We start from the raw sequence: 16,885 nt of genomic DNA, 5'->3' as shown, positions 1-16,885 counted from the left end.
TCCGATCAGAGGGAGAAGGGGACGTAGCACAGCGCGGCGAGCACGATCGCGCCCCAGCCGAGCAGTGCGGGCTTGCGGTACCAGGCGTCGTCGCCCTCGGCGGGCGGCTCCTCCAGGCCCGGCGCCGTCGTCCCGTACACGAGGCCCGCGAGCTCGGCCTCCGGCTTGGGCGCGGTGAACAGGGTGACGACGACCATGACGACCGCACCGGCGACGAAGCCGACGATCGCGGAGACGAAGTTGGCGCCCTGGTCGGTCGGGATGTCGATGACGCCCTGCTTGTAGATCCAGAAGTAGTTGACCATCGCGGCGGTCGTGCCCGCGAGCAGGCCCCACACGCCGGACTTCACCGAGGCGCGCTTCCAGAACATGCCGATGATGAAGACGACGAACATCGGGACGTTGAAGAAGGAGAACAGCGTCTGGAGGTAGCCCATGATGTTCGAGAACGACGAGGCGATGAACGCCGTGCCGATCGACACGAGGACACCGATCGCCGTGATGAGGCGGCCGAACTTCAGGTAGTACGCGTCGGGCTTGCCGGTCTTCACGTACTTGGCCCAGATGTCGTACGTGAACACGGTGTTGAAGGACGACACGTTCGCCGCCATGCCCGCCATGAACGCGGCGAGCAGACCGGTCACCGCGATGCCGAGCACGCCGTTGGGCAGCAGCTCCTGCATCAGGTAGGGGATCGCGTCGTTGTACGTCAGGTCCGATCCGGCCATACCGATCTTCGGGACGAGGACGGCGGCGACCATGCCAGGGATCATCACCAGGAAGACGATGAAGATCTTCGGGAACGCGGCGATGAGCGGGGTGCGCTGGGCCGCGGAGAGGTTCTTCGCGGACAGGGCGCGCTGCACCTCGGCGAAGTTCGTCGTCCAGTAGCCGAAGGAGAGCACGAAGCCCAGGCCGAGGATGATCGTCAACCAGTTCGCGCCGAGCGGGTTGGCCTCACCGATGCCCGTACCGCCCCAGGCCGAGAGGAAGTTGTCGCCGTGCGAGCTCTTCAGGGAGTCGGTCATGCCGCCCCAGCCGCCGACCCGCTTGAGGCCGATGATGCACAGGGGGATGAGCGCCGCGAGGATCACGAAGAACTGGAGGACCTCGTTGTAGATCGCCGAGGAGAGTCCGCCGATGGTGATGTACGCGAGCACGAACAGGCCGGCGACGACGATGGCCAGCCACTGCGGCCAGCCGAGCAGCGCCTCCACGACGATCGACAGGGCGTACAGGTTCACGCCCGCGATCAGGATCGCCGCGAAGGCGAAGAGTATGGAACTCAGCAGGTGCGCGCTCTTGTCGAACCTCTGGAGCAGGTACTCGGGGACCGAGCGCACCTTGGAGCGGTAGTAGAAGGGCATCATCACGAGGCCCAGGAAGACCATCGCCGGGATGGCGCCGATCCAGTACCAGTGGACGACCGAGACGCCGTACTGGGCGCCGGTCGCCGCCATGCCGAGGATCTCGGTGGCGCCCAGGTTGGCCGCGACGAACGCCAGACCGGTGACCCAGGCGGGCAGGGAGCGGCCCGAGAGGAAGAAGTCGAGGCTGGTCTTCACGGAGCGCCGGGCGGCGAATCCGATGCCGAGGACCACGGCGAAGTAGATCGCAAGGATCGCGTAGTCGAGGCCGTTGGTGGGCAGCCGGAGCCCCGCGGCCAGGGTTTGTGTGGGGGACAGCATGAGAACTCGCTTCGTTGCGCGAACTGATCAGACCGGAACCTACGCGTCTACGTTCAATAAATGAACAGTTCTGCTGAGGTTCTTTGTTTGATTGTGATGCGAGTGACACGCCGCGCACCGAACGATGCGCCCTCGGCCTTGACCAACCCGTTCAACCGTGCTTTGTTATGTTTGATTATGTTGAGTTGATGCGAATGAGGAGCATCGGACGTGAAGAAGACGTCGACCCGGCTCGCCGACGGTCGCGAGCTCATCTACTACGACTCGCGTGACGATGTCGTGCGGGACGCGGTGGACCGGCGTCCACTGGACCCCGTCGCCTCCTCCTCGCAGATCCGCCGAGACCCCCTCCTCGGCGACAGTGTCGCGGTCGCCTCGCACCGCCAGGGCCGCACCTACCACCCGCCGGCCGACGAGTGCCCCCTGTGCCCGTCCGAGGGCGACCGGCTCAGCGAGATCCCCGACTCCTCGTACGACGTGGCGGTCTTCGAGAACCGCTTCCCCTCGCTCGCCGGCGACGCCGGCCGCTGCGAGGTCGTCTGCTTCACCTCCGACCACACGTCGTCCTTCGCCGACCTCACCGAGGAACAGGCCGGCCTCGTCCTGGACGCCTGGACCGACCGCACCGCCGAGCTGTCCCACCTGGACTCGGTGGAGCAGGTGTTCTGCTTCGAGAACCGCGGCGCCGAGATCGGCGTCACCCTCGGTCACCCGCACGGCCAGATCTACGGCTACCCCTTCACCACCCCGCGCACCGCCCTCATGCTGCGCTCGCTCGCCCAGCACAAGGAGCAGACCGGCGGCCGCAACCTCTTCGACGACGTGCTCGCCGAGGAGCGCACCGGCGAGCGCGTCGTCATGGAAGGCGACCACTGGGTGGCCTTCGTGCCGTACGCGGCCCGCTGGCCCTACGAGGTGCACCTCTACCCCAAGCGCCGCGTGCCCGACCTGCTCGCTCTCGAAGACGGCGCGCGCACAGAGTTCCCTCAGATTTATCTGGAACTCTTGAGACGCTTCGACCGGCTCTTCGGAACGGGCGAGTCCCCGACGCCGTACATCGCCGCCTGGCACCAGGCACCGTTCGGCACCCTGGACGACTTTCCCGGCGTCCAGCGGGACGACTTCGCGCTTCACCTTGAGCTTTTCACCATTCGCCGCACTGTTGGCAAGCTGAAGTTTCTCGCGGGTTCCGAATCCGGCATGAACGTGTTCATCAACGACGTGCCGCCGGAGACCGCGGCCGAGCGACTGCGAGAGGTAGCGAGTACATGAGCGGGAAGTACCTGGTCACCGGTGGTGCGGGATATGTGGGCAGCGTGGTCGCGCAGCACCTGGTCGAGGCGGGGCACGACGTCACCGTCCTCGACAACCTCTCGACCGGATTCCGCGAGGGCGTACCCGCGGGGGCGACGTTCATCGAGGGCGACATCCGCGACGCCGCCAAGTGGCTCGACCGGTCCTTCGACGCCGTCCTGCACTTCGCCGCGTTCTCCCAGGTCGGCGAGTCCGTCGTGAAGCCCGAGAAGTACTGGGACAACAACGTCGGCGGCACCATGGCGCTCCTCGCCGCGATGCGCTCGGCCGACGTGCGCAAGCTCGTCTTCTCCTCCACCGCGGCGACGTACGGGGAGCCCGTCAGCACCCCCATCACCGAGTCCGACCCCACCGCCCCCACCTCCCCCTACGGCGCCTCCAAGCTCGCCGTCGACCACATGATCACCGGGGAGGCGGCCGCGCACGGCCTGGCCGCCGTGTCGCTGCGCTACTTCAACGTGGCGGGCGCCTACGGCAGCTGCGGCGAGCGCCACGACCCCGAGTCGCACCTCATCCCGCTCGTCCTCCAGGTCGCCCAGGGCCGGCGCGACGCGATCTCCGTCTACGGCGACGACTACCCGACGCCCGACGGCACCTGCGTGCGCGACTACATCCACGTCGCCGACCTCGCCGACGCCCACCTGCTCGCCCTCGACGCCGCCCGCCCCGCCGAGCACCTCATCTGCAACCTCGGCAACGGCAACGGTTTCTCCGTGCGCGAGGTCATCGAGACCGTCCGCCAGGTGACCGGCCACCCGATCCCCGAGGTCACCGCCCCGCGCCGCGGCGGCGACCCGGCCGTCCTCGTCGCCTCCGCCGCCACCGCGCGCGAGCGCCTCGGCTGGAACCCGTCCCGCGCGGACCTCGCGGGAATCGTCGCCGACGCCTGGGCCTTCGCCCAGGCACGCCAGGAGGGGTAAGTCATGTCTGTCGCCTCGCAGTTCAGCGATCTGTACGGATACGAGCCCGAGGGGGTCTGGGCCGCGCCCGGACGCGTGAACCTCATCGGCGAGTACACCGACTTCAACGAGGGCTACGTGATGCCGCTCGCGCTGCCGCACACCGCGGTGGCCGCCGTCGCGCGCCGCACCGACGGCGTCCTGCGGCTGCACTCCGCGGACATCGACGCGCCGATCGCCGAACTGCGGGCCGACGAACTGACCCCGCTCTCCGAGTTCGGGCAGGGCGGCTGGGCCGCGTACCTGGCGGGCGTCGTATGGGCGCTGCGCGAGGCCGGGCACACCGTCACCGGCGCCGACATCCACCTCGCCTCCACCGTGCCGACCGGCGCGGGCCTGTCCTCGTCGGCCGCACTCGAAGTCGTCACCGCGCTCGCGCTCAACGACCTCTTCGAACTGGGGCTCACCGGGCCCGAGTTGGCGCGGATCGCGCAGCGAGCCGAGAACGACTTCGTGCGCGTGCCCTGCGGGATCATGGACCAGATGGCGTCGGCGTGCGCCACCGAGGGCCACGTCCTGCACCTCGACTGCCGCGACCTGTCCACCCGCCAGGTCCCCTTCGACCTGGCCGCGCAAGGCCTCCAGCTGCTCGTCGTCGACACCCGCGTCAAGCACGAGCTCGGCGACGGCGCGTACGCGGAGCGCCGCGCGGGCTGCGAAGAGGGCGCCCGCGCCCTCGGCGTCTCCCACCTGCGTGACGTGTCGTACGCCGAACTGCCGCAAGCCCTCGCCAAGTTGGCGGACCTCACCGACGAGCGGATCGTGCGCTACGTCCGTCACATCGTCTGCGACGACCACCGTGTCGAGCGGGTCATCGAGCTCCTCGACGCGGGCGACGTACGGGCGATCGGCCCGGTCCTCACCGAGGGCCACGCCTCGCTCCGCGACGACCTGCGCATCTCCTGCGCCGAGCTGGACCTGGTCGTGGACACCGCGAACGCGGCGGGCGCGCTCGGCGCCCGGATGACCGGCGGCGGCTTCGGCGGCTCGGCGATCGTCCTGGTGGAGGAGGCGGACGCGGACGCGGTGACGAAGTCGGTCACGGAGGCGTTCGCCGCGGCGGGCTGCACGGCCCCGCGCGTCTTCCCGGCGGTCCCGTCGGCCGGAGCCCGCAAACTCACCGGGGCCGCTTCGTAAGGGCGCACAACTCCGGGATCCCCGGCGGCCGGCCGGGGATCAGCCCAGCCGCTTCGTGAGCGTGAACTCCTTTACTCCCGGCGGGTAGTCGGGGATCACGCTCACCAGTTCGTAGCCGTGCTGGCGGTAGAAGCCCGGCGCCTGGAAGTCCCATGTGTCCACGCGGGCGCCGTGGCAGGCGCGGTCCTCGCGGGCGATGCGTTCCGCCTCGGTGAGAAGGCGGGAGCCCAGGCCCTTCGTGCGGTGACGGTCGTCGACCCAGAGCAGGTTCACGTGGAGCCAGGTCGCCCAGGTGTGCCCGTCCAGGCCGCCGGCGATCTCGCCGCTCTCGTCCAGCGCCCAGACCTGGAGCGGCACTTCGCGGTCCTCGGGCGTGCCCCGCAGTGACCTGAGCTCCGCCGACGCCGCGTTGTTCGCCTCACGCAGCCGGAAGTGAAGAAGATCGCGCCGCTGTTTGTCGACTTCTGTCTCAATACGAAACATACGCCTCACCATAAACGCGCAGGCCAATCAGTTCTGCAAATTGCCTTCCGCTCCTGGCCCGCGGCCCTACTCTGAGGGCAGCGCCGGTGGGGGCCGGTGCTGATCAGGGGGCGAGACAGCCGGGTACGACGCCCGGAGCGGGGGGAGCGGTATCAGCACGGCGGCGGCCGTGCGACCGCGACGACCTGCCTCTTCGGGCGCCGTACCCGTGCCGGAAGCCTCCCGGCGCCGGGGAATCCCCTGCTCCGCGAGGAGCGTGGGGGAGGGGGTTATACACGTGGTTCGCATCCGAGTCCTGGTCGTCGACGACCACCGCATCTTCGCCGAGTCGCTCGCCGCGGCTCTCGCCGCCGAGCCCGACGTGGACGTGTCCGCGGCCGGCAGCGGCCCCGCCGCACTGCGCTGCATGGACCGCGCGGCGGCGGAAGGGCGCCGGTTCGACGTCCTCCTCGTCGACGCCGACCTGGGAGCGGCCCTGCACGGCCCGCGCCCGCCGACGGCCGTGCCCGACGCGACGCCCGGCCAGGACGGCCTGGTCGACGGCATCTCCCTGGTGGCGGGCGTCCGTTCGGGCCAGCCCGCCGTACGGACCGTGGTCCTCGCCGAGAAGGACGACCCGCGCCGCGCGGCCCTCGCACTGCAGGCGGGCGCCTGGGGCTGGGTGGCCAAGGACTGCTCGCTCTCGCGGCTGCTCACGGTCATCCGGGGCGTCCTGCGCGACGAGACGCATCTGCCGCCCGCCCTGCTCACGAGTGTGCTGCGGGAGCTGACCGCGGCGCGCAAGCACCGCACCGAGTCCGAGCGCCTGGTGGAGTCCCTGACGCCGCGCGAGGGTGAGGTGCTGCGCTGCATGGTCGCCGGCCTCGGCCGCAAGGCGGTCGCCGAACGCCTCTTCCTGTCCCCGCACACGGTCCGTACGCACATGCAGAACGTGCTCGGCAAGCTCGGGGTCCACTCCACGCTCGCGGCGGTCGCCCTGGCCCGCAGGGCCGGGGTCGGGCCCGCGGACCTGGAAGCGGCCTCGTAGGAACGGGACCCGTACGACGGGCGTCTCAGCCGGGGATGTTGTCGAACGGCGCGGTCAACTGCCGCAGCAGTCCGGCCAGTTCACCGCGCTGGGTGCGGGACAGCTCGGCGAGGATCGCCCGCTCCTGCTCGAGGAGGCCGGCGAGCGCCTGGTCGGCGCGGTCCTGTCCCTCGGGGGTGAGCCGCACCAGGACGCCGCGCCGGTCGCTCGGGTCGGGCAGACGCTCGACGAGACCCTTCTTGGCGAGCCGGTCGATACGGTTGGTCATCGTGCCGGAGGTGACGAGGGTCTGCGTGAGGAGCTGTCCGGGGGAGAGCTGATAGGGGGCGCCGGCCCGCCGCAGGGACGTCAGTACGTCGAACTCCCACGGCTCCAACTGGTGCTCGGCGAACGCCAGGCGCCGGGCCCGGTCAAGATGACGCGCCAGCCTGCTGACCCGACTGAGCACCTCGAGGGGCTCCACGTCGAGGTCAGGGCGCTCTCGGCGCCACGCTGCGACCAGCCGGTCGACCTCGTCCTCCATGACGATCAGTCTAGTGGGTCCCTCGACATGAAGTCTCTTGAATTCAACTATCTTGACATCGAGATAAATCCGGGAGGATCCTGGCCGCCATGAGCGCACCCACCTGGGACCCCCAGCAGTATCTCCGGCACGCGGACCACCGCACCCGCCCCTTCGCCGACCTCCTCGCCCGCGTCCAAGGCGACCCGGCGAGGATCGCCGACCTCGGCTGCGGCGCGGGCAACGTCACCGCCCTGCTCGCCGAACGCTGGCCGAAGGCCAGGATCACCGGCTACGACAACTCCCCGCAGATGCTGGAGAAGGCCGCCTCCCACGCTACCGACCTGCTCGACTTCGCACCCGCCGACGCGGCCACCTGGACCCCCGCCGAGCCCTTCGGCCTGATCGTCTCCAACGCCCTGCTCCAGTGGGTCCCCGGCCACACCGACCGCTTCCCCGACTGGCTCGCCGGCCTCACCCCCGGCGGCACGTTCGCCTTCCAGGTCCCCGGCAACTTCGACGCCCCCAGCCACGTACTGATGCGTGAACTCGCCGGATCCGCGCGGTGGCGGGACCGGCTCGGCGACACGCTGCGCCACGCGGACGCCGTCCACACCCCGGAGCAGTACCTGAACCGGCTCACCGCGCTCGGCTGCGACGCGGACGTCTGGGAGACGACGTACCTGCACCTGCTCCAGGGCGAGGACCCGGTCCTGGACTGGGTCAAGGGCACGGGCCTGCGGCCCGTCCTCACCGCCCTCGCGGACGACCCGCAGGCCACGGACGAATTCCTGACCGCCTACCGCGCCCTGCTCCGCACCGCCTACCCCGCGACACCGCACGGCACGGTCTTCCCCTTCCGCCGCCTCTTCGCCGTGGCCCGCAAGCCCGCGGACGGCTGATGCTCCGGGCCCTGGATCACGTACAGCTCGCCGCGCCCGCGGGATCCGAGGACGTGCTGCGGCGGTTCTACGGGGTCGTGCTCGGCATGACGCAGACGCCGAAGCCCCCGGCGCTCGCGGCGCGCGGGGGCTGCTGGTTCGAGGCGGGCCAGGTGCGGCTGCATCTGGGGATCGAGCAGGACTTCCGGCCGTCCCGCAAGGCCCACCCGGGGCTGCGGGTCACGGGGATCGAGGCGTACGCGGCGCGGCTCGCGGCGCACGGTGTGCGGATCACCTGGGACGGGGGCCTGCCGGGCCATCGCCGCTTCTACGCCGAGGATCCGGTGGGCAATCGGCTGGAGTTCCTGGAGCCGGTCGCGCCCTGAGCCGGCGTGCGCCGAGACCCGGCCCGGTGGCGCGACCGGCTCGGTGGCGGGACACGCCGATTCGGTTCGCAGACATATCATCATAAAAGGTGTGTTATTCAGCTATGCACACACATACGCGGCGCAATCTGCTCGCTGCCTCGATCGCGGTCGCCGGGTCGGGAGCCTTGTCAGCCTGTTCCGGGCCAGAGTCCGAGTCGGGCTCGCGCGCGGGGTCCGCTCCCCACTCCGAGTCGGCTCCACCGCCGGAGTCCGCTCCCCCTCCTGAGGGCGGTTCGCACGCGCGGACCGTCGTCCCGGACCACGACGGACGTCCCTTCGTCCCCAGGGGGCCCGAGGGGTACGTGAACCCGTCCGGTCCGGAGGTCCTCGCCGCCGAGCGGGCCCGCGGGTCAGGCCCCGTCCGCAAGTACCGGCTCACCGCCACCGAGACGTCCCTCGACCTCGGCGGAAAGACCGTCAAGTCATGGGCGTACGGGGACTCGCTGCCCGGCAAAGAGGTCCGCATCACCGCGGGCGACATCCTCGACCTCACGGTCGCCAACCACCTGCCCGTGACGACGACCCTGCACTCGCACGGTGTCCGCATGCGCTGCGACATGGACGGCGTACCGGGCCTGACCCAGTACTCGATCAAGCCCGGCGCGGACTTCAACTACCACTTCGCCGTGGAGCACCCGGGCACGTACTGGGTGCACTCGCACTCGGGACTCCAGCTCGACCGCGGCCTGTACGCCCCGCTGATCGTCGAGGACCCCAAAGAGCCCCTGTCCTACGACAAGGAGTGGGTCGTCGTCCTCGACGACTGGCTCGACGGCGTGGGCGGCTCCACCCCGGACGCGGTGCTCGCACAGCTGCACCACGGCAGGGCCATGGACATGGACATGGGAGAGGGCACCGAGGACGACGGTTCCAGCCACGGCAGCCCCGACGGCCCCGACCGCATCCTGCGGAACTCCCACAGCCGCCTGCTGCAAAGCGAGGGCGGCAGTGTCGACTACCCGTACTACCTGGTCAACGGCCGCCTCGCACACTCCCCTTCGGTCTTCCGGGCCCGCACCGGGGACCGCATCCGGCTGCGCATCATCAACGCCGGGGGCGACACGGCCTTCCGCGTGGCACTGGGCGGCCACAAGATGACGGTGACGCACACCGACGGCTACCCGGTCGAACCCATGGAGACGGACGCGCTGCTCCTCGGCATGGCCGAACGCTACGACGTCCTGATCACCGCACAGGACGGGGTGTTCCCGCTGGTCGCGCTGGCCGAGGGCAAGGACGCGAGAGCGCTGGCGGTCCTGCGTACCGGCGGCGGGGCCATCCCCGGGCCCGACGTGCATCCGCAGGAGCTCGACGGCGAGATCGTGCCGGCCGGCCGCCTCGTGCCCCAGGACTCAGTAGCCCTCTGCAGCCGTCGCCCGGACCGCGAGATGCGCATCAAGCTGACCGGCAACATGCGGAGTTTCAACTGGGGCTTCGACCACCGGCCCTACAACGTCGAGCAGCGCCGCCCGATCCGGGAGGGCGAGCGGGTCCGCCTGACCCTCATCAACACCACCGACATGTGGCACCCCATGCACCTGCACGGCCACACCTTCGCCCTCAGAGGCTTCGGCGACCGCGGCGCCCGCAAGGACACCTCCTACGTGCTGCCCCACCGCAAACTCGTCGTCGACTTCAACGCCGACAACCCGGGCCTGTGGATGCTCCACTGCCACAACCAGTACCACTCCGAGTCCGGGATGATGACCATCCTCGGCTACCGAAAATGACGGCCCTGTCCCAGATCGTCACCCGGTTCAGGCCTTGCGGTGCCCCATCAGCCGCGGCTTCGGCTCCAGACCGTCGAGGCCGTGCCAGGCCAGGTTCACCAGGTGCGCGGCGACCTCGGCCTTCTTCGGCTTACGGGCGTCCAGCCACCACTGACCCGTCAGCGCGACCATGCCGACCAGCGCCTGCGCGTACAGCGGCGCCAGCTTCGGATCGAAGCCGCGGTTCTTGAACTCGCGGCCAAGGATGTCCTCGACCTGCGTCGCGATGTCGGAGATGAGCGAGGCGAACGAGCCCGTGGACTGCGGGATCGGGGAATCGCGGACCAGGATGCGGAAGCCGTCCGTGTACTCCTCGATGTAATCGAGGAGGGCGAACGCGGCCTGCTCACACAGCTCCCGCGGGTGCCCGGCCGTCAGCGAGCCGGTCACCATGTCGAGGAGCTGGCGCATCTCACGGTCGACGACCACCGCGTACAGGCCCTCCTTGCCGCCGAAGTGCTCGTACACCACCGGCTTGGAGACCCCGGCCTTCGCCGCGATCTCCTCCACCGACGTGCCTTCGAAGCCCTTCTCGGCGAAGAGGGTGCGACCGATCTCGAGCAGCTGCTGGCGGCGCTCCGCACCGGTCATCCGGGTGCGGCGCGCGCGCCGGGGCTTGTCGTTGCCGGCTGGGCTCGCAGAGTTCGGATCGGTCGCCACGGGCTCCATCATGCCGCGTCAGCGGCCTGCGGCTTGCGGCGGGACTCGATCCGCTCCTTCGACGGCCAGCGCACGTCGTGCGCCCAGCCCAGCTGCTCGAACCAGCGGATCAGCCGCGCGGACGAATCCACCTGGCCGCGCATCACGCCGTGCCGCGCCGACGTCGGGTCGGCGTGGTGCAGGTTGTGCCACGACTCGCCGCAGGACAGGACCGCCAGCCACCACACGTTGCCCGACTTGTCCCGCGACTTGAAGGGACGCTTGCCGACCGCGTGGCAGATCGAGTTGATCGACCACGTGACGTGGTGCAGCAGCGCCACCCGCACCAGCGAGCCCCAGAAGAAGCCCGTGAACGCGCCCCACCACGACATCGTCGCCAGACCGCCGATCAGCGCCGGCAGAGCCAGCGACAGCATCGTCCAGAAAATGAACTGACGCGAGATGGCCCTTATGGCCGGATCATTCACCAGATCGGGTGCGTACTTCTCCTGCGACGTCTGCTCCTCGTCGAACATCCAGCCGATGTGCGCCCACCACAGGCCCTTCATCAGCGCCGGCAGCGTCTCACCGAACCGCCACGGCGAGTGCGGGTCACCCTCCGCGTCGGAGAACTTGTGGTGCTTACGGTGATCAGCCACCCAGCGGACCAGAGGACCCTCGACCGCCATCGACCCGGCGACCGCAAGAGCGATCCGCAGCGGCCGCTTCGCCTTGAAGGAACCGTGCGTGAAATACCGGTGGAAACCGATCGTGATGCCGTGGCAGCCCAGGTAGTAGAAGAACACCAGAAGGCCGAGGTCGAGCCAGCTCACACCCCAGCCCCAGGCCAGCGGCACCGCCGCGACCAGTGCCAGGAACGGGACGGTGATGAAGAGCAGCAGCGCGAGCTGCTCCACCGAACGCTTCTTCTCACCGCCGAGCGTGGCGGAGGGCAGCGAAGCGCCGGTCGAATCGCCCGACGACGCCCCCGGGGCGTCATCGATCACATCGGGGCTTGGTGTCATGGGGCGTCCCCTGTGGGGTCGAGGATTGAGACAGGTTTGAGAACGGGGAGGTGGAGCTGAGAACTTTTACTACGCGTCCGTAACCTACGGCGTCGTAAGTATGGCAGCGCGCAGGCGAGCGGCAAGAGGCCCGGAAACGGCCCTACCGGACGGACACCTATCCTTGGAAACGGTCGGACAGCGCGGTCCGCTCTGTATCTCCACCCGGGATTCATACCCGGTTCCCGGGGTTTCCCTCCCAGACGTGCTTCACCACTGCAAGGAGCCGCACCTGTGAGCAGTGCCGACGACCAGAGCCGCGAGGCCACCTCCAGCGCCGAGCTGCGCGCCGACATCCGCCGACTCGGCGACCTCCTCGGCGAGACACTCGTACGCCAGGAGGGCCCCGAGCTCCTCGAACTGGTCGAGAAGGTCCGCCGACTCACCCGGGAGGACGGCGAGGCCGCCGCCCGCCTGCTCGGCGACACAGAACTGGAGACCGCGGCCAAGCTGGTCCGCGCCTTCTCGACGTACTTCCATCTGGCGAACGTGACCGAGCAGGTGCACCGCGGTCGCGAACTGCGCGCCCGCCGCGCCGCCGAAGGCAGCCTCCTGGCCCGCACCGCCGACCGGCTCAAGGACGCCGACGCCGACCACCTGCGCGAAACGGTCCAGCACCTGAACGTACGGCCGGTGTTCACCGCCCACCCGACCGAGGCCGCCCGGCGCTCCGTCCTCAACAAGCTGCGCCGCGTCGCCGAACTCCTCGAGACCCCCGTCATCGAGGCAGACCGCCGCCGCTACGACACCCGCCTCGCCGAGAACATCGACCTCGTGTGGCAGACCGACGAACTGCGTGTCGTCCGCCCCGAGCCCACCGACGAGGCGCGCAACGCGATCTACTACCTCGACGAACTGCACGCCGGCGCCGTCGGTGACGTCCTCGAAGACCTCACCGCCGAGCTGCAGCGCGTCGGCGTCACCCTCCCCGAAGCCAGCCGCCCCCTCACCTTCGGCACCTGGATCGGCGGCGACCGCGACGGCAACCCGAACGTCACACCCGCCGTCACCTGGGACGTCCTGATCCTCCAGCACGAGCACGGCATCAACGACGCCCTGGAGCTCATCGACGAGCTGCGCGGCTTCCTGTCGAACTCGATCCGCTACACCGGCGCCACCGAGGAACTCCTCACCTCCCTCCAGAACGACCTGGAGCGCCTCCCGGAGATCAGCCCCCGCTACAAGCGCCTCAACTCCGAGGAGCCCTACCGGCTCAAGGCCACCTGCATCCGGCAGAAGCTGGAGAACACCAAGGAGCGCCTCGCCAAGGGCACCCCGCACGACGACGGCCGCGACTACCTCGGCACCGCCGAACTCCTCCAGGACCTCACGCTCATCCAGACGTCCCTGCGCGAGCACCGCGGCGCCCTGTTCGCCGACGGCCGGATGAACCGCACCATCCGCACCCTCGCCGCATTCGGCCTCCAGCTCGCCACCATGGACGTACGCGAACACGCCGACGCCCACCACCACGCGCTCGGCCAGCTCTTCGACCGCCTCGGCGAGGAATCCTGGCGCTACGCCGACATGCCCCGCGAGTACCGCCAGAAGCTCCTCGCCAAGGAACTCAGGTCCCGCAGGCCCCTCGCCCCCTCACCCGCACCCCTCGACGCCGCGGGCGAGAAGACCCTCGGCGTCTTCCACACCGTCAAGCGCGCCCTCGACGTCTTCGGACCCGAAGTCATCGAGTCGTACATCATCTCCATGTGCCAGGGCGCCGACGACGTGTTCGCCGCCGCCGTCCTCGCCCGCGAGGCCGGACTCGTCGACCTGCACGGCGGCTGGGCCAAGATCGGCATCGTGCCGCTCCTGGAGACCACCGACGAGCTGCGCGCCGCCGACGTCATCCTCGACGAGATGCTCGCCGACCCCTCCTACCGGCGCCTCGTCGCCCTGCGCGGCGACGTCCAGGAAGTCATGCTCGGCTACTCGGACTCCTCCAAGTTCGGCGGCATCACCACCTCCCAGTGGGAGATCCACCGCGCCCAGCGCCGACTGCGCGACGTCGCCCACCGCTACGGCGTACGCCTGCGCCTCTTCCACGGCCGCGGCGGCACCGTCGGCCGCGGCGGCGGCCCCTCGCACGACGCGATCCTCGCCCAGCCGTGGGGCACCCTCGAGGGCGAGATCAAGGTGACCGAGCAGGGCGAGGTCATCTCCGACAAGTACCTCGTGCCGTCCCTGGCCCGCGAGAACCTCGAACTGACCGTCGCCGCCACCCTCCAGGCATCCGCGCTGCACACCGCGCCCCGCCAGTCCGACGAGGCCCTCGCCCGCTGGGACGCGGCCATGGACGTCGTCTCCGACGCCGCGCACGCCGCGTACCGCAAGCTCGTCGAGGACCCGGACCTGCCGACGTACTTCCTCGCCTCCACCCCGGTGGACCAGCTCGCCGACCTGCACCTGGGCTCGCGGCCCTCCCGCCGCCCCGGCTCGGGCGTCTCGCTCGACGGACTGCGCGCCATCCCGTGGGTGTTCGGCTGGACCCAGTCGCGGCAGATCGTGCCCGGCTGGTTCGGCGTCGGCTCGGGCCTCAAGGCCCTGCGCGAGGCCGGCCTCGGCACCGTGCTCGACGAGATGAGCGAGCAGTGGCACTTCTTCCGCAACTTCCTGTCGAACGTCGAGATGACCCTCGCCAAGACGGACCTGCGGATCGCCCGCCACTACGTCGACACGCTCGTCCCCGACGAGCTCAAGCACGTCTTCGCCGACATCGAGGCCGAGCACGAGCTGACCGTACGAGAGGTACTGCGCATCACCGGCGGCCAGGAACTCCTGGACACCCAGCCGGTGCTCCAGCAGACCTTCTCGATCCGCGACGCCTACCTGGACCCGATCTCGTACCTCCAGGTGGCCCTGCTCAAGCGCCAGCGTGACGACGCGGCCGCCGGCAACGAGCCGGACCCGCTGCTCGGACGGGCACTCCTGCTCACCGTCAACGGCGTCGCGGCGGGCCTGCGCAACACCGGCTGATCAACCAGTGGGGACCTGACGGCAGTTCACCAGGTGAGCGTCGCGAACGCGGCACTCAGCAACGCGAGTCCGGTGGCTGCCGTCACCCATGCCCAGCGCGTCAGACGCAGCCCGCCCGCGATCACCACCGCGGCCAGCAGCAGCGCACCGCCCAGCGGCACCCACGCGTGGAAGAACCCCGCGGCCCCCGTGCGCACCACCTCACCCGTGCCCGGCTTCACCACCACCGGGATACGCGCGCCCTTGTTCTCCGCGATCGACCGGTCGATGACGACACGGGCGCGCGGCTGCGAACCCGGCGACAGAGGCGCGTAAGGGCCGGTGCACGCGTCGTCGGTGCACCGTGTCACCGTCATCGTGCCGCGCTCACGGCCTTTGGTGAGCATCACGTGCTGCGCCGAGGACCAGGACGCCCAGACGCCCGCGATCAGGATCAGCAGGGTCACGACCGCCATCGCGGCCCGCCGGGTGTACGAGAGCATGGCGGCGATCCTTGGCCATGGCCCTGCGAAGAGTCAAGGAAAGCGGGCAGGTCCCGGTCGAGATGCCCGTGACCTGCCGAGATGCCCGGTCGACTCACCCGACAGGTCAACTCACCCGACAGGTCGTGTCAGGTCAGGACAGGTCGGGGCAGGTCAGGAGTTGTACGCGCTCTGCGCCCGCTCCAGACCCTCCGTGACCAGACACTCCACCGAATCCGCCGCACGGTCCACCAGGTAGTCCAGCTCCTTGCGCTCCGTCGACGAGAAATCCTTCAGCACGAAATCCGCGACCTGCATACGCCCCGGCGGACGCCCGATCCCGAACCGCACCCGGTGATAGTCCGCACCCATCGACTTCGTGATCGACTTCAGACCGTTGTGCCCGTTGTCGCCACCGCCCAGCTTCAGCCGCATCGTCCCGTAGTCGATGTCCAGCTCGTCATGGACCGCCACGATGTTGCCGACCGGCACCTTGTAGAAATCCCGCAGACCCGTCACCGGACCACCCGACACGTTCATGAACGACATCGGCTTCGCCAGGATCACCCGGCGGTTCTGCGGACCCGGCGCACCGATCCGCCCCTCAAGCACCTGCGCCTGAGCCTTGCCCGCCCGCTTGAACTTGCCACCGATCCGCTCCGCCAGCAGATCGGCCACCATGAAACCCACGTTGTGCCGGTTCATCGCGTACTCGGGCCCGGGATTCCCAAGACCCACGATCAGCCAGGGGGCAGTGGCATCGGTCGTCATCGGGACCGCGTCTCCTCACGTACAACACACGGACGGGAACATGAAAACGGACGGCAACATGAAAAACGGGGTGGCGGGCCGCAGTGGCCCGCCACCCCGTCAAGCAGAGCGTACGGCTCAGGCCTCGGCAGCCGCGTCCTCGGCGGTCTCGGCAGCCGGCTCCTCGGCCTGCGCGGCCAGGATCTGGATGACGACGGCGTCGGGGTCGGTGACCAGGGTCGTACCGGACGGCAGCGTGACGTCCTTGGCGTGAATGGCGTCGCCGCCCTCCAGGCCCGCGATCGACACGGAGACGGAGGTCGGGATGTGCGTCGCCTCGGTCTCGACGGACAGCGTGTTCAGCACGTTCTCGACGAGGAAGCTGCCCGGAGCCAGCTCACCCTCGGTCTCGACCGCAACCTCGACCGTGACCTTCTCGCCGCGCTTGACGGTCAGCAGGTCGACGTGGACCAGGTAACCCTTGAGGGCGTCACGCTGGACAGCCTTCGGGATCGCCAGCTCGGTCTTGCCGTCGACGTCCAGCGACAGCAGAACGTTCGGCGTACGCAGCGCCAGCAGCAGCTCGTGACCCGGCAGCGTCACGTGAACCGGCTCGGCACCGTGACCGTAGATGACACCGGGAACCTTGTCCTCACGGCGGACGGCGCGGGCAGCACCCTTGCCGAACTCGGTACGGATCTCGGCGGCAAGCTTGATCTCAGCCATGTGCACTCCTCGTAGAAAAGGGGGGAAAGGTGGTCACCCGGCCACGAACGGGCCTGCTACGAAGAGCGCGTCGATAACGGACCG

At 69.6% G+C, this 16,885-nt stretch carries 16 protein-coding genes; 8 read left to right on the top strand and 8 right to left on the bottom strand.

All coding sequences use genetic code 11. The annotated features are described in order from the left end of the window. Nucleotides 1-5: 5 nt before the first annotated feature. On the bottom strand, nt 6-1,688 hold the full coding sequence (locus tag ACIPWY_RS16080; RefSeq protein WP_393701609.1) for a sodium:solute symporter family protein: 1,683 nt from the start codon (nt 1,686-1,688) through the stop codon (nt 6-8). Nucleotides 1,689-1,898: 210 nt separating this feature from the next. Here ACIPWY_RS16080 and galT point away from each other — a divergent pair, with 210 nt between their 5' ends. From galT to galK, 3 genes are read left to right on the top strand one after another with little or no spacing between them, the layout of a single operon-like run. Further along, complete coding sequence (gene galT, locus ACIPWY_RS16075; RefSeq protein ID WP_362897710.1) at nt 1,899-2,960, top strand: galactose-1-phosphate uridylyltransferase; 1,062 nt, start codon at nt 1,899-1,901, stop codon at nt 2,958-2,960. After that, nucleotides 2,957-3,922 carry a UDP-glucose 4-epimerase GalE gene (gene galE / locus ACIPWY_RS16070; RefSeq protein ID WP_362897709.1) on the top strand — a complete coding sequence of 322 codons (966 nt, stop codon included), beginning with the start codon at nt 2,957-2,959 and terminating at the stop codon, nt 3,920-3,922. The genes galT and galE overlap by 4 nt, the downstream gene beginning before the upstream one ends. Before the next feature lie 3 nt (nt 3,923-3,925). After that, a complete protein-coding gene (galK, locus tag ACIPWY_RS16065) occupies nt 3,926-5,098 on the top strand; it encodes a galactokinase (RefSeq protein WP_362897707.1) in 1,173 nt (390 codons plus the stop codon). 39 nt (nt 5,099-5,137) lie between these two features. Here galK and ACIPWY_RS16060 read toward each other — a convergent pair whose 3' ends face one another. Further along, the gene (locus tag ACIPWY_RS16060; protein WP_362897705.1) at nt 5,138-5,593 is read right to left on the bottom strand and encodes a GNAT family N-acetyltransferase; all 456 of its coding nucleotides are present in this window, start codon (nt 5,591-5,593) and stop codon (nt 5,138-5,140) included. Between the two features lie 265 nt (nt 5,594-5,858). Here ACIPWY_RS16060 and ACIPWY_RS16055 point away from each other — a divergent pair, with 265 nt between their 5' ends. Continuing rightward, nucleotides 5,859-6,608: a response regulator transcription factor gene (locus tag ACIPWY_RS16055; protein WP_362897703.1), complete on the top strand. Its 750-nt coding sequence runs from the start codon at nt 5,859-5,861 to the stop codon at nt 6,606-6,608. 25 nt (nt 6,609-6,633) lie between these two features. Here the strand turns inward: ACIPWY_RS16055 and ACIPWY_RS16050 are convergent, their stop codons facing one another. Continuing rightward, nucleotides 6,634-7,131, bottom strand: coding sequence for a MarR family winged helix-turn-helix transcriptional regulator (locus tag ACIPWY_RS16050; RefSeq protein ID WP_393701613.1), 498 nt, complete (start codon nt 7,129-7,131; stop codon nt 6,634-6,636). Nucleotides 7,132-7,220: 89 nt separating this feature from the next. Between ACIPWY_RS16050 and ACIPWY_RS16045 the strand changes: the two genes are divergently transcribed. From ACIPWY_RS16045 to ACIPWY_RS16035, 3 genes are all read left to right on the top strand, one after another. Continuing rightward, nucleotides 7,221-8,012 (top strand): trans-aconitate 2-methyltransferase, encoded by a 792-nt coding sequence (locus tag ACIPWY_RS16045; RefSeq protein ID WP_393701615.1) that lies wholly within the window; start codon nt 7,221-7,223, stop codon nt 8,010-8,012. Further along, the gene (locus ACIPWY_RS16040; RefSeq protein ID WP_362897698.1) at nt 8,012-8,377 is read left to right on the top strand and encodes a VOC family protein; all 366 of its coding nucleotides are present in this window, start codon (nt 8,012-8,014) and stop codon (nt 8,375-8,377) included. Before ACIPWY_RS16045 ends, ACIPWY_RS16040 begins: the two co-directional genes overlap by 1 nt. Before the next feature lie 104 nt (nt 8,378-8,481). Continuing rightward, on the top strand, nt 8,482-10,149 hold the full coding sequence (locus tag ACIPWY_RS16035) for a multicopper oxidase family protein (RefSeq protein ID WP_362897696.1): 1,668 nt from the start codon (nt 8,482-8,484) through the stop codon (nt 10,147-10,149). A gap of 27 nt (nt 10,150-10,176) precedes the next feature. Here ACIPWY_RS16035 and ACIPWY_RS16030 read toward each other — a convergent pair whose 3' ends face one another. Together ACIPWY_RS16030 and ACIPWY_RS16025 are read right to left on the bottom strand one after the other, a co-directional pair. After that, nucleotides 10,177-10,860, bottom strand: coding sequence for a TetR/AcrR family transcriptional regulator (locus ACIPWY_RS16030; RefSeq protein WP_362897694.1), 684 nt, complete (start codon nt 10,858-10,860; stop codon nt 10,177-10,179). Then, nucleotides 10,857-11,852, bottom strand: coding sequence for a fatty acid desaturase (locus ACIPWY_RS16025; RefSeq protein WP_362897692.1), 996 nt, complete (start codon nt 11,850-11,852; stop codon nt 10,857-10,859). The genes ACIPWY_RS16030 and ACIPWY_RS16025 overlap by 4 nt, the downstream gene beginning before the upstream one ends. Nucleotides 11,853-12,125: 273 nt before the next feature. Here ACIPWY_RS16025 and ppc point away from each other — a divergent pair, with 273 nt between their 5' ends. Next, complete coding sequence (gene ppc / locus ACIPWY_RS16020; RefSeq protein ID WP_393701619.1) at nt 12,126-14,864, top strand: phosphoenolpyruvate carboxylase; 2,739 nt, start codon at nt 12,126-12,128, stop codon at nt 14,862-14,864. Between the two features lie 26 nt (nt 14,865-14,890). On the opposite strand, the gene ACIPWY_RS16015 is transcribed toward ppc, so the two are convergent. From ACIPWY_RS16015 to ACIPWY_RS16005, 3 genes are all read right to left on the bottom strand, one after another. Next, complete coding sequence (locus ACIPWY_RS16015) at nt 14,891-15,346, bottom strand: hypothetical protein (RefSeq protein WP_351986545.1); 456 nt, start codon at nt 15,344-15,346, stop codon at nt 14,891-14,893. A 153-nt stretch (nt 15,347-15,499) separates the two neighbouring features. Next, nucleotides 15,500-16,096: an aminoacyl-tRNA hydrolase gene (gene pth, locus ACIPWY_RS16010; RefSeq protein ID WP_362897688.1), complete on the bottom strand. Its 597-nt coding sequence runs from the start codon at nt 16,094-16,096 to the stop codon at nt 15,500-15,502. 117 nt (nt 16,097-16,213) lie between these two features. Beyond that, nucleotides 16,214-16,801, bottom strand: coding sequence for a 50S ribosomal protein L25/general stress protein Ctc (locus tag ACIPWY_RS16005; RefSeq protein WP_362897687.1), 588 nt, complete (start codon nt 16,799-16,801; stop codon nt 16,214-16,216). Nucleotides 16,802-16,885 lie beyond the last annotated feature (84 nt).

Source organism: Streptomyces sp. NPDC090032 (assembly GCF_044748025.1).
Taxonomy (GTDB): domain Bacteria; phylum Actinomycetota; class Actinomycetes; order Streptomycetales; family Streptomycetaceae; genus Streptomyces.
Note: the sequence above shows the minus strand (reverse complement) of the source record. Positions and strands in the feature narration are given on the sequence as shown.